We start from the raw sequence: 21,427 nt of genomic DNA, 5'->3' as shown, positions 1-21,427 counted from the left end.
GCATTATAATCAATTTCTATTGCTCATATACATAATAAGCCCCCGCTATTACAATAAAGTAAAAGTATGTAATATATGGGGATAAAAAATTTATTCACGATAATTCTATTATAGTATGTAATATGAAATTTATGAAACATTACAACTGTATAATTTTAATATTTATTTTTATAAATGTTAATAGCCTTTTTATTAAAGTTATTTTTATTATATATGTAAAGACAACTGCTTTGCTACTGTAAACAAAGAAATAAAGGAAATAAAAGAAGCCAAGATAAGTTCTTGGCTAATACAAGAGTTTTCTCTTGTTTCGGTATTAAACTAGTTTTTTACAATGACAGTGGCTTTTTCATGAATTTGTTCAAATAACCAATGTATATCGTTATTATACATACGAATGCAACCAAGCGTTGTAGATTTACCGATAGCTTGATTATTATTTGTTCCATGAATCGCATATGTTGTTCCCCATGTGCCTGCCATATTTAATCCGAGCCAACGATCACCGAGCGGATTACGTGGATCGCCACCTTTAATATGGCCAGTATAGTAAGGGCGATTTTTAATTTTGTTAACAATAATAAAAGATCCTGTTGGAGTAGGTGTGGTAGATTTTCCAGTAGCGACAGTAAAGTTTCTTATTAATACTCCATTTTGATAGAATGCCATCTTATGTGTATTTGTGTTAACAATTAGTTGCTGAGATGGTGAAGCTGCTTTTACTTCGGTAGTTTTGAGAGGATATACCCAAATCCATATAAATAACATAACTAATAATAACTTTTTCATCATTATACTCCTCTTGCTCATTTTATCATTTAAAATAATAAGTACGAATAAATTATTTATGACTGTACTACATACATTGAATTTGGAAAGTACGTAAAGTTTGAATAATATTCTCATTTAAAGCTTCAAAAAAGGAAGTGATTTTCGTACTATTCTTGCGGTTATTTTTATTGATTAGTAATCTTTCGTTAAGTAGAAGTTCACCGCTTGTGCCAAAGCTTTGTACTTGAATAATCATTTCTTCTTCATTTTCACAAATAATAGGTAGCAGATAGTGAAATGCTTGAGTTGGAATAATATAACTTTTACCAATCATACTTTCTTGCCGAGAATTGATCCACTTTCTAGTAATAATTTTGATATTTCTTTTTGTAACAATAAAGGATAACGTTGTAGATTTTGTTAAATTCGTATCAAATTCATTTGCTTCGCATATGTGTAGATTGAAAGTTGTTTCATGCGGCTGAGATTCAATTTCTGTATTGATAAAATTGTGCATGTTATACGCTTCCATTTTTATTCTCCTTTTCTCTTTTTTTGGGGAATCATTTATATTTATTCAATTTAATATATGGCACATTCACTAGTTATACTTTTCAACAAATTCCGATATAATTTTACAATATGTATATGAAGCTAATATGAAGTTGAGATGAGTTTAATATGGTTTTTTATATAGAACGTTTTTTTAAAAAAACAGAAAGGGTATTTATATAAAAATGGATAAAGGTTTGCAAATAAAGAGTTTATAAAAGTATGTATTTTTTTGAATTCGTTTTTTATATAGAACAAATGGATGTAATTTAGGTTAGCGTATATGTGATTTAGAAACATATAGAATGGGATCAGTGAAAATAAGTTGATGTGTATCTTACAAAAATGTAATAAAAATGTAAGCTGTTATGATAGTTATTTCGACAATTTTTTTATACAATAATAGTAACAATGGGTACGTGATTCATGTTGATAGGATTAGAAAAGGAGAGATAACATGGAATGGATTCATGAGTTATTTCAGCAATATGGCTACTATGTTGTACTTGTTGGATTACTGTTAGAGTATATCGCTCTACCATTTCCGGGAGAGCCGACATTAGCCTATGCAGGATATTTAGCACATACAGGAGATTTAAACTTATTTGTATTAATTATTTTGTCATTTATTGGGACAAGTATTGGAATGACGATTCAATACTTTTTAGGAAATAAGCTTGGGATGCCTTTTGTACAAAAGTATGGAAAGTATGTCTTTTTAACACAAAGAAAAATTGATTTAACAAGAATGTGGTTTGATAAGTATGGATATTTCTTAATCTTTATTGGCTTCTTTATCCCAGGTGTCCGTCACTTTACCGGATATTTTGGAGGAATTATTAATCTACCATTCCGTCGCTTTGCAATTACAATTTATGCAGGTGCTTTATTCTGGGTGTTGTTCTTTTTGCTTGGTGGCTATTGGTTAGGTGGAAATTTACATGACATCTTTGGTGCACTGGGACAGCATAGCGGGAAAATCATTTTTGGAATTGCTTTGATTGTGGCAATTACCTTATGTATTCGTTTCCGTAAGCAATTGAAACGTGTATTTGTTCAAAATGCAAATTAATGTGAGGACCATTCCATGTTGGAAATTAGAAAAAGCAATGCTTTTGTGGGAGCATTGCTTTTTTATTTTATTCCACTATTTTAGGAAAGAAAGGAAGATAGGTGGGAGCTCATAATCAATATGGGATGAAGGAAGCCTTTACTAATTAAAGTTGCACTTTATCGTTCTCACTTAATTATATAGAGAGTCTTGTCAATCATCGATAAAAGAAAGGGGAGGATTTCCAATTTTAACTAAATAATTGAAAAAGAGGTTTGGGTATGAAGCTTCAAAATCGAGTAAGAGAATTTCGGGAAAACAATTGGCTCATCGCGGCAGACAATCAGCTTAATTGAACGAGGTGATGATGCACCATCGATTGTTTTATCATTAGGAGATCTTTATGCGAGCAGACGGTTAGTTGCCCGCTTGTCGTAATTTGTTGGTAAATCGATATTCTATGTCGAAGCGCCGATAAAATTCGATTTGCGCCGATAAATGGTGAAGAATCGCCGATATATTTCAAGTTGCGCCGATATATTTTTTTGAGGGAGAAAAAATAAAAAGCTGGAAGAGGATTCTTCCAGCTTAAGAATTGCTTTCGATTCCTTCAGGGTCTTGTAATAGGTTAAACACATCTGCTAAGCAAAATGCGATAAACCAAGTCCAAAGACCATGGAAGAAAGCAGAGCTTAATTGAAGTGGTAGTGCATAGTTTGTCATGGAGTAGGAGATACAGCCCCCTACAATTCCGATCATTGTTAGTAGCATTGTTTTTTGGGCGTTTTCTTCTGGATTGAAGAGGAAGTAAATATATCCGCCTAATATTGAAGCGCTTACAAGTGATTCTATTCCGTTAAAAATGATATGTTCCCCAAGCTGAACGTTTGTCCAAAAGCAAATGGCAGCGCCAATCATCGCAAACAAAACAGCTATTGTATATCTTATATATTGATTCATATATTCATCTCCTTATGTACTAAGATGATTTGGAAGTCAACAAGGTAGGTATAATGGAAAGAAGTTCTTTTCTAAAAAGAATAATGAAGAATAACTAAGATGATTCGATAAGATGTGTAAATTTGCATTTAAAATATACCCGACTTCTCGTTTCGTTTTGCTTATAAAAGTAAGAGAAACTCCCAAGTCTATACATTCTTTTTGTAAATCTTGTTCACTGTATTATAACATATTTTTGTTTATAATGATAGAATTATCTGATTTTATAATAAGTGAAGACAAAATAAAAACGCAAGGAAAGTGAGTTCCTTGCGTTTTCTTATATGCGCTTGAAACGGCCAACGATTTCGACAGTTTCAGTAATATTCATAAATGCATGATTGTCTACGTGACGAATAATGCGTTTGATTTCTCCTAACTCATAGCGAGTTACGACAGTGTAAATAATTTTTTTCTTATGGTTGGTATAGCCGCCGACAGCGTCTACCATTGTTACACCACGGATGCCATGATGTAGTAGTGCGCTTTTGATTTCTTCGCCTTTTTCTGTAATTGTCATAATTGTTAATTTGATATGTTTCGTATGCACAGCATCAATTACTTTGCTGACAACAAAACGGCTAATTAACGTATACAAGGTAATATCCCAACCGAAAATAAAGCCAGCAACAACAAGTAGAACAAGGTTGAATACGAAAATGATAGCTCCAATTGAGATATCTTTATATTTCGCTACAATCAACCCGACAATATCAAATCCTCCTGTTGAAGAAGCGAATCGGAAAATAATTCCCGTTGCAGCTCCGCAGAGGACTCCGCCAAATACAGAAGAAAGCAAAATATCTTCTGATACTTGATGCACTGGGATAATGTTCATAGCGATTGACGATATTGCTACGAAATAAGCTGTTAAAAAGGTTGTTTTCTTACCTAAGTAAAAATGACTTAAAATAAGAAGTGGAACATTGAGTAGAAAGATAAGTGCACCAATATTGTAGTGCATTAAATAACCAATAATCATCCCTACTCCAGCGAATCCACCACTAATCATATTGTGCGGGATAAAAAACATATTCATCGAAATTGCATACAAGATAGAAGCTACAAAAATAACAATCAATTGTATGATAAATTCTAAGTGAAACGTTTTAGCCGCTGGGAAGGATAAAAAGGCGGTATCGGGAACGTAATCGGCGTCTCCTAATTGACCCATAGTATGTTTCATCTCCATATTCATTTTTGATTACAAGAAGAGAATAAAGCTTTTTTCAGAAACTGGCAACCGTTTTAGTATAATGCAAAAATTTTATAAATTTCTAAAAAATAACTTATTCAATTACATGTGTGAATATACTAAAGGAAGCGGATACGACGATGGTTTGGACAGTTTCTGCGAGGAAATATACAGAAATTGCTTTAAAATTATAAGAAAATAGAGGATATTGGTGAGGTATGCTAAAATGAGATTACTAAGGATGTGAAGCGATGGACTTTTTATTGCAAGATATTGCTTTATATATATCTGTTGTAACGACAGCATTATGTTTATTAGAAGTTTTTTTCCTTACTAATATTTCTCATTTTGTACGTCAACAAGCATCGAGTAGTAGACAAAAAGCTTTTACATTTGTTGATACATGTGAGGAGAGTATAGATCATTGGCTGCTTTTTTCTATTTTTTATAAATACGGAATGGTTCATTCTGTTCGTAGACAAGAATCAAGCGATGAGAGTGATGAAGCTGGTCCGTATACACCAATGTTTCGCTAATTTATTACGAAACATTGGAGGAATGAACATGTTAAAATCATACCGAGCTGTGCTCATTTGTTTATCATTGTTACTTGTTTTTGTTTTATCTGGTTGCAGTCATGCAAGTCCTATTGATGCAAATAGTACTGGAATTTGGGATCACTACTTTGTTTATCCCATCTCATTTTTGCTTCAATTTGCCCATGATCATATAGCTGGCGGGAGTTTTGGGGTTGCGATTATTCTTATTACGCTTTTAGTTCGCTCTGCAATGATCCCATTAGCTATTTCGCAATATCGCAGTCAAATGAAAATGAAGCAAATGCAACCTGAGCTTCAAAGGTTGAAGGACAAATATGGCGATGTAAGCAAAGATATTGAAAAACAAAAAGAGTATCAAAAAGAAATGTCAAAACTCATGAAGTCAGGTGGTTGGAATCCACTAGCTGGCTGCTTGCCAATCCTTATACAAATGCCAATTTTTTCGGCACTATATTATGCAATTAGCCGCACAGAAGAGATTCGTACCTCTTCGTTTTTATGGGTCAATTTAGGACATGCAGATCCGTACTATATATTACCGATTCTTGCAGCATTCACGACATTTCTTCAAATGAAGGTGATGCAGACGTCTAAAGATCAAGTTCAAATGCTCAAAATTCAGCAGTTTATGATGCCGGCAATGATTTTATTTATGGGATTTGCTGCACCATCAGGACTTGTGTTGTATTGGGTTACTGGGAATACCTTCACAATGATGCAAACAATTATATTAAGAAAATTCATGGAACATGAACAAGGACAACTACAAAATGGCTAGAGAAAAACGCTGCTCTGATTGAGAGCGGCGTTTTTATATTATATTGCTGAATCTCTAGGTCGGATAAAGATAGTTAAGATACTCTATAATCAAGATATTTACTGTGTAGTAATACGGAGATTCGAAAAATAGGATAGCTTTTGTTATACTATAAGAAGAGATATTTTTATATATTATATCAGCGATATTATTGATTTTTTTGAAAAATCTAATATAATGAACAGTAACTACAAAATTCGACATCAAGAAGTGATGATGAGGATATGATTTATTTTTTACGATTCTCAGAGAGGGAAGCCTTAGGCTGTAAGCTTCCTAATACGAAAGAATGAATTACCACCTCTGAGCTGCAGCAGTGAATCCGTGAGTAATTGCTTGCCGATGAAAATCGTTATGGAAACTTGAGAAATTGGTAAAGTGTAGCGCTTTGCTAATCAAACAAGGGTGGAACCACGAATAAAACACTCGTCCCTTTTTGAGGGAGGAGTGTTTTTTATTTCATTTTGCATCACACTAGAATTGGAAGGAGGATACATAATATGCATCATGATGAGAAGAACAAAATTGGATTAACGGTGGCATTATCCATCGTTGTCGGAACAATTATTGGTTCTGGTGTATTTATGAAGCCAGGGAGTGTATTGGATTATTCTGGTAGTTCTAATATGGCGATTGCTGCTTGGATCATTGGAGGCTTATTAACATTAGCTAGTGGTTTAACAGTAGCTGAAATTGGAGCGCAAATTCCGAAAAATGGTGGATTATATACATATTTAGAAGAAATTTATGGGAGTTTCTTAGGGTATTTATCGGGATGGATGCAAACAGTTATATATGGACCAGCTATCATTGGAACGTTAGGTTTGTACTTTAGTTCTTTACTTATTAACTTCTTTTATTTAGATACATCGTGGAATTTACCAATTGCAATTGGTACAGTTGTATTCCTTGGCGCTGTAAATAGTGTTGGAACAAAGTATGGAGGCATTGTTCAAACAATTACAACAGTTGGGAAACTGATTCCCGTCGTATTAATTGTTTTGTTAGGTTTTTGGAAAGGGAATAGTGATATTTTTAATGTAGTTGTGCCATTATCGGAAAATCAAAGTATTGGTATGGCGATTTTAGCAACTTTATTTGCTTATGATGGTTGGATCTTGCTTGCTTCTATTGGCGGTGAAATGAAGAATCCAACAAAGTTATTACCAAAGGCGATGACATTAGGGATATTAATTGTAACATTTGCTTATGTATTAATTAATTTAGCTTTATTAAAAGTATTGCCAGCTATGCAAATTGTAAATCTTGGTGAGAATGCGACTGCAACAGCTGCTGAGATGTTGTTAGGAGAATATGGCGGGAAAATTATTAGTATCGGTATTATTGTCTCCATTTTTGGATGTTTGAACGGAAAGATTTTAACATTCCCTCGTATTCCAATGTCCATGGCTGAGCGTGGACAGCTTCCGTTTTCGAAATTTATCGCGAAAGAAAATGAAAAGTTTAACACACCAGTTAATGCAATTACGTTTGAAATTATTTTAGGGATTATTTTAATGATTATAAGTGATCCAAACAAATTATCGGAGATTTCCGTATTTACTATTTATATTTTTTATGTAATGACATTTGTTGGAGTGTTTATTTTACGAAAACGTAATGAAGGAAAAGAACGTGCTTATACTGTACCGTTATTTCCAATTGTACCGATTGTTGCCATTTTCGGGTCATTATTTGTAATTGGCAGTGCGATTATGAATGATCCTATAAGTTGTTTTTTATCAATTGGAATCGTTGTGACAGGACTTCCTGTATATTGGTATTTAAATAAGAAAAAAGAAAGATAACCTTAAAGAAGCAGGTGAAGGAATCGCTTGCTTCTTTATTTGTGAAACATTTCCTCCTAGAAGATAAGGAATCTCCTCTTGCTTGCTCTTTTGGTTGCTATTATTGTAGTAACTTTACGGAGGGGGGAGAAAGTTGAATTTTCGAGTATATATTTTAGCGATTGCGCTCGGTTCAACAGTAGGTGGCATTGTTATTGAAAAGTCATCTGTTATGTATAATGCTTGGGTCGGCGGTGGATTTATCATCTTAGCATTGCTATGTGCGATCTTCTCAATTACGAGAGAACAATCTACTCATGTGGCTAAAAAGGAATCTATCGTGTGATTAGATTCCTTTTAATTTTGGAAGAAATAGAGGGTTTACTACGGTGTTATAGAAGAGGTTAATTATTGAGGTGATAAAATATGAATGATTCAATGATTGGTTTTTTATTCATGGCAGTACCGTTGTTTATCACTATATTTGTATTTAGATGGATTCGTTTTCTTTATCATAATTCGGAGAAGCAAGTTGAGCAAAATGAAAGGATTATTGAGTTATTAAATGAAATAAAGAGGCAGGATGAGAAATAGCAAAGGCATCCTGTGCTATTTCTCGATAGATAAAACGTATTATCTATTACTTAAAAAGATATGGATCAGGATATTTTCACCTTCTTATTACGAAAAAAGGAATGCTTTATTATGTATACAAGCATTCCTTTTATATATTTAATACCTCAATTTCATTAAAATGCTTCGAATTTCCTCATCATTCCTAAAGAGTTCATGATGCTTTTGGGTAATTTTAGCAAGTGCCACATCATGATAGAAAAATTCAGTAAAAAATTTTACAAATGGCTGAGACATTGTTTTCATTGCTTGCCAAGATTCTTGTTCAACACCAGCAAATAAAATTTCATAATCATCAATGATAAGGAGTAAATAACGCTCTAATGCATTTGGCTCGTCTGTTGGGATGAGAAAATGAATGTTCTTTAGTTCTGTTTCAGATTTTCCTACTATAAGGCCTTCAATATCAACACCTTGTTTCGCCTTCTGCTCCAGTAATGGAAGATATTCTAAGAATGTATCATTCCAAGCAGAAATACGGATAGATTTTTTAGCATCTTTCATCATCTGTTTACTTTGTGCTTGAATAGAAGATCGCATTTTTAAGCTCCAAACACGGTCATCTGTAAATGATTTTTTGGAAATATTTGTTTCAAGCTCTTTAATATTCGTTTGGAATTCTGCTGTTAATTTTTCAATCGCGAGCTTGAGTGGCAATGCTGTATATAGCTTTCTCTTTTCTGAAACGGAATCCATTACCATTCCTTTATCGATTAGGCGAGCTAATATTTCATATATCTTTGCTTTTGGAACACCGGAATGTTTGACAATTGTTGTTGCATCTAATGGTTCATTGCTTGAGACTAAGACTTCATAAGCTTGACTTTCATATTGTGAGAAACCAAATTTTTGTAACATAATGCCTCCCGAACAAATTAGATTCTATATTAAGAATAAAGAACGATTTGTATTTAGACAAGTACTCATGAAGGATCTCTTCTAGAGAGTATAGTGAAATATATACAAATAAGTATAAATTTTTGAAATTATATAGATTGAGCTTTTTTTATTATCTATTATACTTAATATATCGATTGACATAATTAAATTTCATCGAGAAGGGGATGTTTCAAAGGAATGTGGAGAAGTTTACGTTTGAAAATTTCAGTCGTGTTTTCAGTGCTTATTACGCTGCTGTTTGCAATTTTAGGGACAACTGTATATCAATTGCAGCAGGAGGGAGCGCAAGATACACTCAATCAATATTCTCAAAATACAATGGATCTTGTCACTGAGCAACTTCATACATTTATACAAGGGATTGAAGAAGATATAGGGCATTATGGAACAAATAGCTTAGTACAAGAAGCATTGCAAAGTGGTCTAACTCCAGAAAATGAGGATGCTATTTTAAAAGAATTTTTACACTTCAAAAAGAATCATCCAGATATTTTAGATTTATATATTGGGACGAAAGATAAGAGAACGCTAAGTGCAAATCTCGCTGGGGGAGGAGCATTACCAGAGGGATATGATCCAACTTCTAGACCGTGGTACAAAAATGCTGAGGCAGATACGAAATCAGTTCATTGGGGGCAGCCCTTATATGAGGCTACAACAGGTAAATTAAGTATTGGTGTTTCAAAAGCGATTGTTGGTGAGGATGGTTCTGTATTAGGGGTTGTAGCGATGGATATATCGCTAGGAACGATTCAAAAACTACTACATAATATTCAATATAATTATGCTGGGGAAATGTTCATCATTAACGATAAAAACATTGCGCTTGTATATCCAGAAAAAGTAGGGAAAGATGTTTCAAAAGAGCCGCTTATCCAAAGTTTGAAAAAAGATACAACGAAATTTGCTGAATCTAAATTAGAAGGAAATGAGATAGTAGCCTATAGCCAATTATTTGATAAGATGAAATGGAAAATAGGAATCGTCTATCCTAAAGAAACAATTGATCGTGTATTATCTGAAACACGTAATACAGTAATTGGGATGACATGTATGAGTTTATTGGTTGCGATTACTGTATCTTTTTTATTTGCAAGAAAATTAGCAAGACCTTTGCAGTTATTAACAAAGCATGTTCAACGAGTAGCTGAAGGTGATTTAACATTGAAAATGGAAGTGATGAGTAAAGATGAGGTAGGAACGCTTACCACTCATTTTAATCATATGGTTGACCAGATGAATGAAATGGTAAGTAGCATTAAACATAATATACAGACCGTTCAACAATCTACCCGTCATCTTCATTATTTAACGAATGAAACTGTTGCTGCAAGTAAAGAGGTTTCCGGGGCGATGGAAGATGTAACGGGCGGGGCATCAACGCTTGCAAATGGTGTAGAGGAAGTTTCCACTCAACTTGGAAATATGACTGATTCAGTGGAACAAATGATTGAATCAGTAGAAGCGATTAAGGAAGTAACAAATAAGGCAGAACAAGCATCTAAACAAGGTCTTGATACGATGCATCATTTAGTTCACACAAGAGGACAATCATCATCTATTGTAGATGGTACAGAAGAAGCCTCCTGTAAACTAGAGCAGAGAGTACAATCTATTCAAAATGTAGTAGAAATCATTAAAGAAATTTCGGATCAAACAAATTTACTTGCTTTAAATGCATCGATTGAAGCGGCGAGAGCAGGCGAACAAGGAAAAGGATTTGCAGTAGTCGCAGAAGAGGTGAGAAAGTTAGCGGAACAATCAAAAGGAGCAACAGAGGAAATCGCTATGATGATAAGAGATGTACAGTTAGAAGTTGCGCGTGTTGTAGACGTTGTAAGTAAATTGAAAGACATTGCAGATATACAAAATAAGGTTACAGAAGAAGCAGAAACAGAGTTTCGTATCATTATGTCTGTAGTAGATACGATTATTACTTCGGTTGAAAAAATCGTTAGGGAGGTAAAAAATATAGGAGATGAGCAAGAAGAAATTACAGAAGTGATGCAAACAATTGCAGGGACAAGTCAAGAAAGTGCCGCAGTTTCTGAGGAGGTAAATGCATCTACTGAATCGCAAGTGGCTCACTTAGAGAAAGTATCCGATACGATGCGAATGCTAGGCGAGGAAATGAAAGGCCTAGAAAAATTAGTAGCACAGTTTAAAGTAGAAGAATAAGCGAAAGATTAGTAAACAAATATATATTTCGGTACAATAAAAAAATGTAAATATATATTTTATTAGGAGGAAAATGATCATGGCAATTGTTGATGTATCCATCATTCCAGTTGGCACAGGAAATCCAAGTGTAAGTGAATACGTAGCAGAAGTACAGAAAGTATTAGCGAAACATGCAGATCGCGTGAAGTATCAATTGACACCAATGAATACAGTAATTGAAGGAGATCTTCCTGTCATTTTAGAAGTCATTCAACAAATGCATGAAGTGCCATATACGAAAGGTGCACAGCGTGTTGCAACAACAATTCGTATTGACGACCGTCGTGATAAAGAAAGTACGATGGAGAAGAAATTAAACTCTGTTCAATCAAAATTATAGAAAAAAGTAGCGGATTTCGCTACTTTTTTCTATATAGGAAAGAGTAGGACGAAGAAAGAAAAGAACAAGTGAAAAAATGGGCACTGTACTCATACATTGCTAAAACCATGCCGGATTTAGTGAAGATTGGAATGAAACGTATCCAGAGGCAAAAGAAGAGATGGTAACATGAATTGCTGATATTAAGAAGGTAAATGAAGAACATCATAGTCAAAAGTAATAAAAACTCATAGGGTGGTTGTTATTACAGGGTGTTGGGAAATAACTATATCTAAATATTTAAATGACTTCTTACATTTGGATTGGAATTATTTGTAAGTTCTCATATTTATGATAAATTTGATATAAAAGATAAAGAAAATAGGGAATAAACTTATGGACCTAATGATAGTTTTACAGTCGTTCAAACTGAAATAGAGGATATTAGAGGGGGATGGATTAGGAGCTGAGAGAAAAGTAGCATGTACTATTAAGGAATAAAGGGGATAAATGGTATGAATAAGAAAGCCAAAAATTTAAAATATATTATGGTTATATTAGCTTGTATTGCAATTTTGGGTACAGTTTTACCCAATGTATTAGATCCGAATGAAACATTAGCAGGTAAAATTTCAATTGCAGCTTTTGGCACAATAGGCACCTGTTTCCTACTATCTATCATTTATTTTTTTGTAAAAAAGCTATTTTAAGAGGGAACAAACTTCAGATTGAGTACTATTTCCGATAGGTTCTGTTGATTGGGAAAATATTCATTCATGATTTATGTAAGAAAACAGATGGACTCTGAAACGAATAAAATATAGGATTATGTATGCTATTATTTTCCACAGGGTCATATTTCTATGGAGTATACTATCTTTTTGAATCATAAAGATATTTCTAGTATATAGCTTTTTGGTTTGATGAATGAAACAGCATTAGAGTTTCAAAAATTGTGAAAAAAGAAGTTGAAGAAAGCTTTAAGCTGTAAATGTTTTGAAAGAAGCAATCGTAATACATATATAGGCCTTTTGAACTGTACATTCTAAAATGGACAGTTTAATAAAATGATTGAAAATAAGTAAGCATCTAAAAGGTGGTTTCGATATTGTATCGGAGCCATTTTTTTTGCAGTATTTGAGTAAAATCCTATATTTTGGACTTATTCACAAACAACTTCCCTTGACCCATCTTTTATCCCGCTATTTTAGGGCAGCCTGATTGGTGAGGGCTCATAATCAGTGGGGATGGAGACCTCGACACACTGATTAAAGTTTCACTTTATAAAGGTTTTGGGGTGGAGGAGAAAATGCAGGTGAAATTGTTATGTAACGATAACGGATAACCTATATGATATTCGTATTTTTCAACGCAATAAACTCCTGTCAATCTACCTATTTTCCTAGTTTTTTTTAAATGTCGAAAAATTTTGGGGGATATTTAAAAGCGAAAATATAGGGTTTTTAATGATTTTATAGTATTATAGTAATTATCTAAATAATTATTTGTATCAAATAATTTCAAACAATGATATAATTTAGAAGAGGGGTAAAAAACAGACAAAGTACAGTCATAGGGGTGAATTACATGGAACAATTAATGCGAAATTCGTTTCTTTTCTTATCAAAAAATAAAGCGCTAACAAAACTTGCTAAAAAGTATGGCTTACGCTTTGGAGCAGGTCGCTTTGTCGCGGGAGAGACAATCGATTTAGCAGCAGCTACTATTAAAAAGTTAAACAAACAAGGGCTTTGCGTAACAATCGACTATTTAGGTGAATTCGTTGATAATGAGGCAGAAGCGAATGAAATGGCAAATCAATCCATTGAAGCAATTCGCGCAATTGGGCGTGAAAAGCTTGATTCCCAGCTTTCTTTAAAAATGACTTCCATGGGATTAGATATCTCGGATGATCTCGTAATGAACAATATGCGTCGGATTTTAGAGGCAGCAAAAGAAAATGGTGTATTTGTTACGATTGATATGGAAGACTATTCGCGTTGCGGGAAAACAATTGAAATCTTTAAGCGATTAAAATCTGAGTATGATAATATCGGTACTGTAATTCAAGCATATTTATATCGTACAGAAAAAGACATTGAAGACTTAAATGCATATAGTCCGAACTTACGTCTTGTAAAAGGGGCTTATAAGGAATCACCAGAAGTTGCATTCCCAGAAAAGAAAGATGTAGACGAAAACTATAAAAAAATTATTAAAATGCACTTATTAAATGGAAATTATACTGCAATTGCTTCGCATGATGACGCAATTATTGAATATACAAAGAACCTTGTGAAAGAACATAATATTTCACGTGATCAATTTGAATTTCAAATGCTATATGGAATTCGAACAGAACGTCAACTGGAGCTTGTGAAAGAAGGATACAAAATGCGCGTTTATGTACCGTATGGAAATGACTGGTATGGTTACTTTATGCGCCGTCTCGCAGAGCGCCCAGCAAATGTTGCGTTCGTTTTAAAAGGAATTATGAAAAAATAACCCAGGGAGAAAAAATCTCCTGGGTTATTTTAATTGTTTCAGTGCATAATGCGCCATCTTTTTTGTGTCGGGATATAGTTCATGACGAGTAGAAGAAAGAACAACGGTAATAACACGTTTTCCCTCTTTTTCATCAACAGTTACGACCGTATATTTCCCTAAAGCAGACAAGCCACTTTTACTTCCAATTGCATATGGATCATCATACAATTCTTCTCGGCCATAGTTCGCTAGTTTCACAGTACGTTCTGAAGTATGTAGTGTTGTACGCGTTGTATTCATATATTTTAAAACAATTGGATATTTCAATGCTTCTTTTGTAAGGATGGCAATATCGTAAGGTGATACTTTATTACCAAGTGCATCAGCACCGCTTGCATTTTTAAAAGTTGCATGCTTTGTTCCGAGTTCTTTCGCTCTTGTATTCATCATTTTAACGAACTCTTCTTTTGACCCTGCAATATGTTCAGCAATAGATTCAGAAACAGGATCTGCACTAATGATAAGCATAAGTTTTAATGCTTCATCGCGTTTTAACTTTTCACCAGCGTGAAGCTTAATCTTCTTACTTTGACTTTCCGTTTTAATTGCATTTTCTGTAATTGTAATCTCTTCATCTTTTTTTACATTCTCTAATAACAGAATAGTTGTCATTATTTTTGCGATACTAGCGGGATAAGAACGTTCATCTTCTCGTTTTCCATATAGAATTTCACCAGTGTCTGCGTCGATTGTAATGCCGTACTTTCCTGTAATAGGAGGTTGATCAGCTCTTATATTTTTTTGTCTCTGTGCATAAGAAAAGAAAATCATGCCGATAAATAGTGTGGAAATCATTACAATCATGATTATTGTTCGTTTCATTATTTTTCCCTCTTTTGTTACAAATAAATTGGGCAGAAAAAGTAGCCAATATTCATTATGCCACGTTTTCTGCCCAAAAATATAGCGTTATTTTTCACCCATGTTATGTTTTTTATATTGCTGATTGTTACCTTGGCGTCCCTTTTCAATACCGCGATCAGTAGGACCAGCATTTCCTGTTACGCTTGCTGCGCTTACGCCAGCTTTTGAAGGATCTTTCTTTAACTTTGCCATATATATTCCTCCTGTTTTGTCATATTCTATTACAGAAACTATGCATTTGTAGAATAACCGAATAAAAGAAAAATATTTATTTCAGAAAATTTTATCATTAAATATATTGCGAAAATTCAAGCGGTATCATATATTTATTAGTAGAGGCTCACTCATTGATTGCGACGTATGTCGAAAAATTGAATGAGCATTCATTCAAGAATAGGGGGAGAAATGGATGTTCCAAATTAAAAAGGCTGCTGTTCTCGGTTCTGGCGTAATGGGCTCAGGGATTGCGGCACATTTAGCCAATATCGGTATACCAACATTATTGCTTGATATTGTGCCACGGGCACTGACAAAAGAAGAGGAAGCAAAGGGACTTACACTAGAGCATAAAAGTGTAAGAAATCGATTTAGTAATGGAGCGCTGCAAAAATTAGTGAAACAAAAACCAGCTCCTCTTGCTGTGAAGGATAACTTGGCACTGATTACAACAGGGAATTTAGAGGATGATCTTGAACGCCTTGCTGAAGTAGACTGGATTATTGAAGTTGTTGTTGAAAATTTAGATATAAAAAAACAACTATTTGAAAAAGTAGATGCAGTTCGTAAACTTGGTACGATTGTAAGTTCGAATACATCCGGCATTTCCGTTGAAAAAATGGCAGAAGGTCGTTCAGACGACTTCAAAAAACACTTCTTAGGAACGCACTTCTTTAACCCACCACGATATTTAAAACTTCTAGAGATTATACCGACAAACGATACAGACCCACAAGTGTTGAACTTCATGAAACAATTTGGCGAAGATGTTCTTGGAAAAGGTGTTGTTATTGCAAAAGATACACCGAATTTTATCGGAAATCGCATCGGAACGTACGGGTTACTTGTAACACTTCGTGAAATGATGGAACGCGGATATAGCGTTGGTGAAGTGGATTCTGTAACAGGACCATTAATTGGGCGACCAAAGAGTGCAACATTCCGTACATTAGATGTTGTCGGATTAGATACGTTTGTTCATGTTGCAAATAATGTATATGAAAATGTGCAGGAAGAAGAAAGAGATGTCTTTAAGGTGCCTACTTTCATGCATGAAATGCTCGATAGAAAATGGCTTGGAAGCAAAACGGGGCAAGGGTTCTTCTTAAAGAAAGGAAAAGAGATTTTAGAATTAAATCCTAAAACGATGGAATATGAAGAGCGTAAAAAATTAAAAGCTGCATCTGTAGAATTAAGCAAACAAGAAAAAGGATTAGCAAATAAATTGAAAGCGCTTGTATATACAAAAGATCGTGCAGGAGAGTTATTATGGAATATTATCACACCAACTCTTTTATATTCTGCGAAACTTTATAAGGAAATCGCTGATGATATTGTAGCAATTGACCAAGCGATGAAATGGGGCTTCGGTTGGGAGCAAGGTCCATTTGAAATTTGGGATGCAATAGGAGTAGAAAAATCTGTTCAAAAGATGGAGGAAAACGGTAAGGTCGTTCCAGCATGGGTGAAAGAAATGCTACAGAATGGTTTTGCTACTTTCTATAAGCATGATAGCGGTGAAAGTTATTATTACGATAATGGAGAATACAAGCGAATTGAGCGAAATAAAAAAGCAATTTCTCTGAAACAATTAAAAGAGAAACATGGTGTTATTAAGAAAAATAGCGGAGCGAGTTTAATTGATTTAGGTGACGGTATTCTTTGCCTAGAGTTCCATTCAAAGAGTAATGCAATCGGTATGGATATTACGCAAATGATTAACTACGCTGTTGATGAAGTAGAGAAAAATTATAAAGGGCTTGTGATTGGAAACCAGTCGAAAAACTTCTGCGTTGGTGCAAATTTAGCGATGATTTTAATGGAAGCACAAGATGATAACTACTTTGAAATTGAGTGGGTTGTAAAAAGCTTCCAAGATGCGATGATGAAAATTAAATACTGTTCTAAGCCGGTAGTCGCAGCTCCATACGGCATGACGCTTGGCGGCGGTACAGAAGTTTGCTTGCCGACAGCTAGTATTCAAGCTTCTAGTGAAACATATATGGGATTAGTGGAAGTTGGTGTAGGTCTTATCCCTGGTGGAGGCGGCAATAAAGAGTTATATATAAAATATTTAAATAAAATGGCAAAAGGCGTAGAGTTTGATTTGCAAAAGGTTGCAAATAAAGTGTTTGAAACAATAGCAATGGCGAAAGTTTCGACATCTGGACAAGAAGCAATTTCTCATAATTTCTTAGGGGATAAAGACGGCATTAGTGTGAATGGCGATCACTTATTATATGATGCAAAACAAAAAGCTCTTGCACTATATGAAGCGGGGTATAAACCGCCAATTCGTAAAAAGGTTCCCGTTGTTGGTGAAACAGGATATGCAACGCTTGTACTAGGTGCAGAGGCAATGCATTTATCTGGTTATATTTCAGAATACGATCTCCATATTGCGAAAAAGCTTGCATACGTCATTGCGGGTGGAAAGGTACCTTATGGAACAGAAGTTGATGAGCAATATTTATTAGATATAGAGCGTGAAGCGTTTATGAGTTTAATAAGTGAGATGAAATCACAAGCAAGAATGCAGCACATGCTTGTAAAAGGAAAGCCATTACGTAACTAATAACGAGGGGAGATATCGTTCATGAGAGAAGCTGTCATTGTTGCAGGAGCAAGAACTCCGGTTGGAAAAGCAAAAAAAGGTTCATTAAAAACAGTTCGTCCAGATGATTTAGGAGCGTTAGTCGTAAAAGAAACGTTAAAACGTGCGAATTATGAAGGACCGATTGATGATTTAATTTTTGGATGTGCGATGCCAGAAGCTGAACAAGGCTTAAATATGGCACGGAATATCGGTGGATTAGCAGGCCTTTCTTATGATGTTCCAGCTATTACAATTAACCGCTACTGCTCTTCAGGCTTGCAAAGTATCGCTTACGGTGCAGAGCGCATTATGCTAGGACACTCTGAGGCGGTATTATCTGGCGGAGCTGAATCGATGAGTTTAGTTCCGATGATGGGGCATGTTGTTCGTCCTAATAGCCGACTTGTTGAAGTAGCACCAGAATATTATATGGGAATGGGACATACAGCAGAGCAAGTTGCGATGAAATACGGAATTTCTCGCGAGGAGCAAGATGCATTTGCAGTTAGAAGTCATCAACGTGCTGCAAAGGCATTAGCTGAAGGGAAATTTACGGATGAAACAGTGCCTGTAGAAGTAACGTTGCGCATTGTTAACGAAAATAACAAATTGGAAGAAGAAACTATTACGTTTTCACAAGATGAAGGAGTAAGAGCAGATACAACGCTAGAGGTACTTGGGAAATTACGTCCGGCTTTCAACGTTCGTGGTTCCGTAACGGCTGGTAATTCATCGCAAATGAGCGATGGTGCAGCATCTGTACTACTAATGGATCGTGAAAAAGCAGTGAGCGATGGCATGAAGCCAATGGCGAAATTCCGCTCTTTTGCAGTAGCCGGTGTGCCGCCAGAAGTAATGGGAATCGGTCCAATTGCGGCGATTCCAAAAGCTTTAAAATTAGCGGGATTAGAGCTATCTGATATTGGTTTATTTGAACTAAACGAAGCTTTTGCTTCTCAATCGATTCAAGTCATTCGTGAGCTTGGATTAGATGAGGAAAAAGTAAACGTAAATGGCGGTGCAATTGCACTTGGACATCCACTCGGTTGTACAGGAGCGAAATTAACATTATCTCTTATTCATGAGATGAAACGACGCAATGAGCAATTCGGTATCGTAACGATGTGCATCGGCGGGGGAATGGGAGCTGCGGGAGTGTTTGAACTTCTATAAAATGTGGAAGCGATGTAACGGTTCGAAAAAATAAAGGAAGAGCTAGTATCTCTCGTTACATGAGAGATACAGCTTATGAAAATATGAAGGAGGAATTTTTCATGGAAAAAACAGTGGGGAATGCAGTAAAGGGCGGTAGCTTTTTAATTGATGAGATTACAATTGATCAAGTATTTACACCAGAAGATTATACAGATGAGCATAAAATGATAGCAAAAACAACAGAAGACTTTATCGTAAATGAGGTTTTGCCAGAGCTTGAATATTTAGAGCAACATGAGTTTGATCGTTCTGTTCGTCTATTGAAAGAAGCTGGTGAACTAGGATTATTAGGGGCTGATGTACCAGAAGAGTACGGCGGAATTGGTCTTGATAAAGTGAGTTCAGCTTTAATTGCTGAGAAATTTGCGCGCGCTGGTGGGTTTGCTATTACACATGGTGCTCATGTCGGTATCGGATCATTACCAATCGTATTATTTGGTAACGAAGATCAGAAGAAAAAATATTTACCACTACTTGCAACTGGTGAAAAGTTAGCTGCATATGCATTAACTGAGCCAGGATCTGGGTCTGATGCATTAGGTGCAAAAACAACTGCACGTTTAAATGCAGAAGGTACGCACTATGTGTTAAACGGAGAAAAACAATGGATTACAAACTCAGCCTTTGCGGATGTGTTTATCGTATATGCAAAAGTTGATGGCGAGCACTTTTCTGCATTTATCGTAGAAAAAGAATATCCAGGTGTATCGACAAGCCCTGAAGAAAAGAAAATGGGTATTAAATGTTCATCAACTCGTACATTAATTTTAGAAGATGCATTAGTACCAAAAGAAAATGTTCTTGGCGAAATTGGTAAAGGGCATGTGATTGCATTTAATATTTTAAATATCGGCCGTTATAAACTAGGTGTTGGTACAGTTGGATCGGCAAAACGCGCAATAGAAATTTCAGCAGAATATGCGAACCAGCGTCAACAATTTAAGCAACCAATCGCTCGTTTCCCATTAATTCAAGAAAAGCTTGCGAATATGGCAGCGAAAACATATGCAGCGGAAAGTTCTGTTTATCGTACAGTGGGCTTATTTGAAAGTCGTATGAGCACATTAACTGAGAAAGAAGTAAAAGATGGGAAAGCAGTAGCAGCTTCAATTGCAGAATATGCAATTGAGTGTTCATTAAATAAAGTATTTGGTTCTGAAGTATTAGATTATGTAGTAGATGAAGGAGTACAAATTCACGGTGGTTATGGATTCATGGCAGAGTATGAGATTGAAAGAATGTATCGTGATTCTCGTATTAACCGTATTTTCGAAGGAACGAACGAAATTAACCGTTTAATCGTACCGGGTACGTTCTTACGTAAAGCAATGAAAGGGGAACTACCATTACTGCAAAAAGCACAAAAACTACAAGAAGAATTAATGATGATGATGCCAGAAGAAGTAGGCGATGAGCCATTAGCACTTCAAAAACATTTAGTCAAGAATGCGAAGAAAATCGGCCTAATGGTAGCTGGATTAGCAGCTCAAAAATACGGTAAAGCGCTTGAGAAAGAACAGGAAATTCTTGTGAATATTGCTGATATTGTAAGTAATTTATACGCAATGGAATCAGCCTTGCTCCGTACGGAAAAAGCAATCAAAGCAACGGGTCTCGAAAAGAATAAACAAAAAGTATTATACACGGAAGTATTCTGTCAAGAAGCGTTCAACCAAATTGAAGCAGATGCAAAAGAAACAATTATCGCAGTGGAAAACGGTGATATGTTGCGCATGATGCTATCAGCGCTTCGCAAACTAACTCGCCACACGCCAATGAATGTTATTCCGAAGAAGCGTGAAATTGCAGCGAAGATTTTAGAGGAGGAGCGTTATATAGTTTAATACGTAACAAAAAAACAGTCACTTAGGTGGCTGTTTTTTGTATTAGTCAGAAAATTTTAGATACAAGAAACGATGCACTGATCGTTGGTGATGCTTTCCAAACTTGTGGAAGAGTTGCGGTAGCAGGGCAATTGAAATGGCTATTTCCATTTCCTGCACTTGGAACATGGCACGCAGAAACAGCATTAAAGAGTGCGCAAAAATTGTTGCAGTATAAGCCGTCTGTATTAGCGACAGGAATTAGCGTTAAAACGAAAATGCAAACTGGATGAAGCAAAAAACTATCAAAAGCAAAAACGTAAAGTAGCTTGCATCCATGAGAACATCACGAATGCAAGAAC

19 protein-coding genes, 4 pseudogenes and 1 other annotated feature are annotated in these 21,427 nt (G+C 35.2%); of the genes and pseudogenes, 16 read left to right on the top strand and 7 right to left on the bottom strand.

The window, feature by feature from the left end; all coding sequences use genetic code 11:
- Window positions 1-321 precede the first annotated feature (321 nt).
- On the bottom strand, window positions 322-789 hold the full coding sequence (locus MR059_RS14805) for a L,D-transpeptidase (protein WP_041810602.1): 468 nt from the start codon (window positions 787-789) through the stop codon (window positions 322-324).
- 67 nt (window positions 790-856) lie between these two features.
- Complete coding sequence (locus MR059_RS14800; protein WP_140388446.1) at window positions 857-1,303, bottom strand: DUF3978 family protein; 447 nt, start codon at window positions 1,301-1,303, stop codon at window positions 857-859.
- A 477-nt stretch (window positions 1,304-1,780) separates the two neighbouring features.
- Here MR059_RS14800 and MR059_RS14795 point away from each other — a divergent pair, with 477 nt between their 5' ends.
- Together MR059_RS14795 and MR059_RS14790 are read left to right on the top strand one after the other, a co-directional pair.
- On the top strand, window positions 1,781-2,395 hold the full coding sequence (locus MR059_RS14795) for a DedA family protein (protein ID WP_012096064.1): 615 nt from the start codon (window positions 1,781-1,783) through the stop codon (window positions 2,393-2,395).
- A gap of 260 nt (window positions 2,396-2,655) precedes the next feature.
- Window positions 2,656-2,767, top strand: a pseudogene (locus tag MR059_RS14790) (helix-turn-helix transcriptional regulator); the annotation flags it as partial.
- A gap of 195 nt (window positions 2,768-2,962) precedes the next feature.
- Here the strand turns inward: MR059_RS14790 and MR059_RS14785 are convergent.
- Together MR059_RS14785 and MR059_RS14780 are read right to left on the bottom strand one after the other, a co-directional pair.
- Entirely contained in the window at window positions 2,963-3,334 is a 372-nt protein-coding gene (locus MR059_RS14785) for a DUF3938 domain-containing protein (protein ID WP_012096063.1), read from the bottom strand.
- 319 nt (window positions 3,335-3,653) lie between these two features.
- On the bottom strand, window positions 3,654-4,547 hold the full coding sequence (locus MR059_RS14780) for a YitT family protein (RefSeq protein ID WP_012096062.1): 894 nt from the start codon (window positions 4,545-4,547) through the stop codon (window positions 3,654-3,656).
- 272 nt (window positions 4,548-4,819) lie between these two features.
- On the opposite strand from MR059_RS14780, the gene MR059_RS14775 reads away from it, so the two are divergent.
- The 5 genes and pseudogenes from MR059_RS14775 to MR059_RS14755 all read left to right on the top strand — a co-directional run bounded on the left by MR059_RS14775 (window position 4,820) and on the right by MR059_RS14755 (window position 8,326).
- Entirely contained in the window at window positions 4,820-5,104 is a 285-nt protein-coding gene (locus MR059_RS14775; RefSeq protein ID WP_012096061.1) for a hypothetical protein, read from the top strand.
- Between the two features lie 28 nt (window positions 5,105-5,132).
- Window positions 5,133-5,906 carry a membrane protein insertase YidC gene (locus tag MR059_RS14770; RefSeq protein ID WP_048723196.1) on the top strand — a complete coding sequence of 258 codons (774 nt, stop codon included), beginning with the start codon at window positions 5,133-5,135 and terminating at the stop codon, window positions 5,904-5,906.
- 243 nt (window positions 5,907-6,149) lie between these two features.
- Window positions 6,150-6,382, top strand: a binding site (T-box leader).
- Between the two features lie 63 nt (window positions 6,383-6,445).
- Window positions 6,446-7,753: an APC family permease gene (locus tag MR059_RS14765; protein WP_012096059.1), complete on the top strand. Its 1,308-nt coding sequence runs from the start codon at window positions 6,446-6,448 to the stop codon at window positions 7,751-7,753.
- A gap of 154 nt (window positions 7,754-7,907) precedes the next feature.
- A pseudogene (locus MR059_RS14760) lies at window positions 7,908-8,078 on the top strand (MFS transporter); the annotation flags it as partial.
- 80 nt (window positions 8,079-8,158) lie between these two features.
- Window positions 8,159-8,326, top strand: coding sequence for a hypothetical protein (locus MR059_RS14755; protein ID WP_012096057.1), 168 nt, complete (start codon window positions 8,159-8,161; stop codon window positions 8,324-8,326).
- 138 nt (window positions 8,327-8,464) lie between these two features.
- Here the strand turns inward: MR059_RS14755 and MR059_RS14750 are convergent, their stop codons facing one another.
- Complete coding sequence (locus MR059_RS14750) at window positions 8,465-9,223, bottom strand: TrmB family transcriptional regulator (RefSeq protein WP_012096056.1); 759 nt, start codon at window positions 9,221-9,223, stop codon at window positions 8,465-8,467.
- Window positions 9,224-9,442: 219 nt separating this feature from the next.
- Between MR059_RS14750 and MR059_RS22495 the strand changes: the two genes are divergently transcribed.
- From MR059_RS22495 to MR059_RS14725, 5 genes and pseudogenes are all read left to right on the top strand, one after another.
- The gene (locus MR059_RS22495; RefSeq protein ID WP_012096055.1) at window positions 9,443-11,443 is read left to right on the top strand and encodes a methyl-accepting chemotaxis protein; all 2,001 of its coding nucleotides are present in this window, start codon (window positions 9,443-9,445) and stop codon (window positions 11,441-11,443) included.
- A gap of 79 nt (window positions 11,444-11,522) precedes the next feature.
- Window positions 11,523-11,825, top strand: coding sequence for an MTH1187 family thiamine-binding protein (locus MR059_RS14740; protein WP_012096054.1), 303 nt, complete (start codon window positions 11,523-11,525; stop codon window positions 11,823-11,825).
- Between the two features lie 50 nt (window positions 11,826-11,875).
- Window positions 11,876-11,997 (top strand): annotated as a pseudogene (locus MR059_RS14735) (DUF2573 family protein); the annotation flags it as partial.
- A gap of 322 nt (window positions 11,998-12,319) precedes the next feature.
- Window positions 12,320-12,514 carry a hypothetical protein gene (locus MR059_RS14730; RefSeq protein ID WP_012096052.1) on the top strand — a complete coding sequence of 65 codons (195 nt, stop codon included), beginning with the start codon at window positions 12,320-12,322 and terminating at the stop codon, window positions 12,512-12,514.
- Between the two features lie 877 nt (window positions 12,515-13,391).
- Window positions 13,392-14,309, top strand: a complete 918-nt coding sequence (locus MR059_RS14725; protein WP_012096051.1) for a proline dehydrogenase family protein — start codon at window positions 13,392-13,394, stop codon at window positions 14,307-14,309.
- Between the two features lie 24 nt (window positions 14,310-14,333).
- Here MR059_RS14725 and MR059_RS14720 read toward each other — a convergent pair whose 3' ends face one another.
- Both MR059_RS14720 and MR059_RS14715 read right to left on the bottom strand, forming a co-directional pair.
- Window positions 14,334-15,173 (bottom strand): D-alanyl-D-alanine carboxypeptidase family protein, encoded by an 840-nt coding sequence (locus tag MR059_RS14720; protein ID WP_012096050.1) that lies wholly within the window; start codon window positions 15,171-15,173, stop codon window positions 14,334-14,336.
- 87 nt (window positions 15,174-15,260) lie between these two features.
- A complete protein-coding gene (locus tag MR059_RS14715) occupies window positions 15,261-15,407 on the bottom strand; it encodes a YuzL family protein (protein ID WP_012096049.1) in 147 nt (48 codons plus the stop codon).
- A 217-nt stretch (window positions 15,408-15,624) separates the two neighbouring features.
- On the opposite strand from MR059_RS14715, the gene MR059_RS14710 reads away from it, so the two are divergent.
- The 4 genes and pseudogenes from MR059_RS14710 to MR059_RS14695 all read left to right on the top strand — a co-directional run.
- Entirely contained in the window at window positions 15,625-18,006 is a 2,382-nt protein-coding gene (locus tag MR059_RS14710) for a 3-hydroxyacyl-CoA dehydrogenase/enoyl-CoA hydratase family protein (protein WP_048723191.1), read from the top strand.
- 21 nt (window positions 18,007-18,027) lie between these two features.
- Window positions 18,028-19,200 carry an acetyl-CoA C-acetyltransferase gene (locus MR059_RS14705; RefSeq protein ID WP_012096047.1) on the top strand — a complete coding sequence of 391 codons (1,173 nt, stop codon included), beginning with the start codon at window positions 18,028-18,030 and terminating at the stop codon, window positions 19,198-19,200.
- Between the two features lie 101 nt (window positions 19,201-19,301).
- Window positions 19,302-21,086 carry an acyl-CoA dehydrogenase family protein gene (locus MR059_RS14700; RefSeq protein ID WP_012096046.1) on the top strand — a complete coding sequence of 595 codons (1,785 nt, stop codon included), beginning with the start codon at window positions 19,302-19,304 and terminating at the stop codon, window positions 21,084-21,086.
- A 44-nt stretch (window positions 21,087-21,130) separates the two neighbouring features.
- Window positions 21,131-21,358, top strand: a pseudogene (locus MR059_RS14695) (hypothetical protein); the annotation flags it as partial.
- Between the last annotated feature and the right edge of the window lie 69 nt (window positions 21,359-21,427).

The sequence above is a fragment of the Bacillus cereus group sp. BfR-BA-01522 genome (assembly GCF_022662635.1).
GTDB lineage: Bacteria > Bacillota > Bacilli > Bacillales > Bacillaceae_G > Bacillus_A > Bacillus_A cytotoxicus.
Note: the sequence above shows the minus strand (reverse complement) of the source record. Positions and strands in the feature narration are given on the sequence as shown.

Coding starts and splice junctions, on each gene's coding strand:
- MR059_RS14715 (WP_012096049.1), bottom strand. CDS start 15,407: ATGGCAAAGTTAAAGAAAGATCCTTCAAAAGCTGGCGTAAGCGCAGCA.
- MR059_RS14785 (WP_012096063.1), bottom strand. CDS start 3,334: ATGAATCAATATATAAGATATACAATAGCTGTTTTGTTTGCGATGATT.
- MR059_RS14720 (WP_012096050.1), bottom strand. CDS start 15,173: ATGAAACGAACAATAATCATGATTGTAATGATTTCCACACTATTTATC.
- MR059_RS14755 (WP_012096057.1), top strand. CDS start 8,159: ATGAATGATTCAATGATTGGTTTTTTATTCATGGCAGTACCGTTGTTT.
- MR059_RS14780 (WP_012096062.1), bottom strand. CDS start 4,547: ATGGGTCAATTAGGAGACGCCGATTACGTTCCCGATACCGCCTTTTTA.
- MR059_RS14750 (WP_012096056.1), bottom strand. CDS start 9,223: ATGTTACAAAAATTTGGTTTCTCACAATATGAAAGTCAAGCTTATGAA.
- MR059_RS14775 (WP_012096061.1), top strand. CDS start 4,820: ATGGACTTTTTATTGCAAGATATTGCTTTATATATATCTGTTGTAACG.
- MR059_RS14705 (WP_012096047.1), top strand. CDS start 18,028: ATGAGAGAAGCTGTCATTGTTGCAGGAGCAAGAACTCCGGTTGGAAAA.
- MR059_RS14725 (WP_012096051.1), top strand. CDS start 13,392: ATGGAACAATTAATGCGAAATTCGTTTCTTTTCTTATCAAAAAATAAA.
- MR059_RS14765 (WP_012096059.1), top strand. CDS start 6,446: ATGCATCATGATGAGAAGAACAAAATTGGATTAACGGTGGCATTATCC.
- MR059_RS14795 (WP_012096064.1), top strand. CDS start 1,781: ATGGAATGGATTCATGAGTTATTTCAGCAATATGGCTACTATGTTGTA.
- MR059_RS14805 (WP_041810602.1), bottom strand. CDS start 789: ATGAAAAAGTTATTATTAGTTATGTTATTTATATGGATTTGGGTATAT.
- MR059_RS14730 (WP_012096052.1), top strand. CDS start 12,320: ATGAATAAGAAAGCCAAAAATTTAAAATATATTATGGTTATATTAGCT.
- MR059_RS14710 (WP_048723191.1), top strand. CDS start 15,625: ATGTTCCAAATTAAAAAGGCTGCTGTTCTCGGTTCTGGCGTAATGGGC.
- MR059_RS14700 (WP_012096046.1), top strand. CDS start 19,302: ATGGAAAAAACAGTGGGGAATGCAGTAAAGGGCGGTAGCTTTTTAATT.
- MR059_RS14770 (WP_048723196.1), top strand. CDS start 5,133: ATGTTAAAATCATACCGAGCTGTGCTCATTTGTTTATCATTGTTACTT.
- MR059_RS22495 (WP_012096055.1), top strand. CDS start 9,443: ATGTGGAGAAGTTTACGTTTGAAAATTTCAGTCGTGTTTTCAGTGCTT.
- MR059_RS14740 (WP_012096054.1), top strand. CDS start 11,523: ATGGCAATTGTTGATGTATCCATCATTCCAGTTGGCACAGGAAATCCA.
- MR059_RS14800 (WP_140388446.1), bottom strand. CDS start 1,303: ATGGAAGCGTATAACATGCACAATTTTATCAATACAGAAATTGAATCT.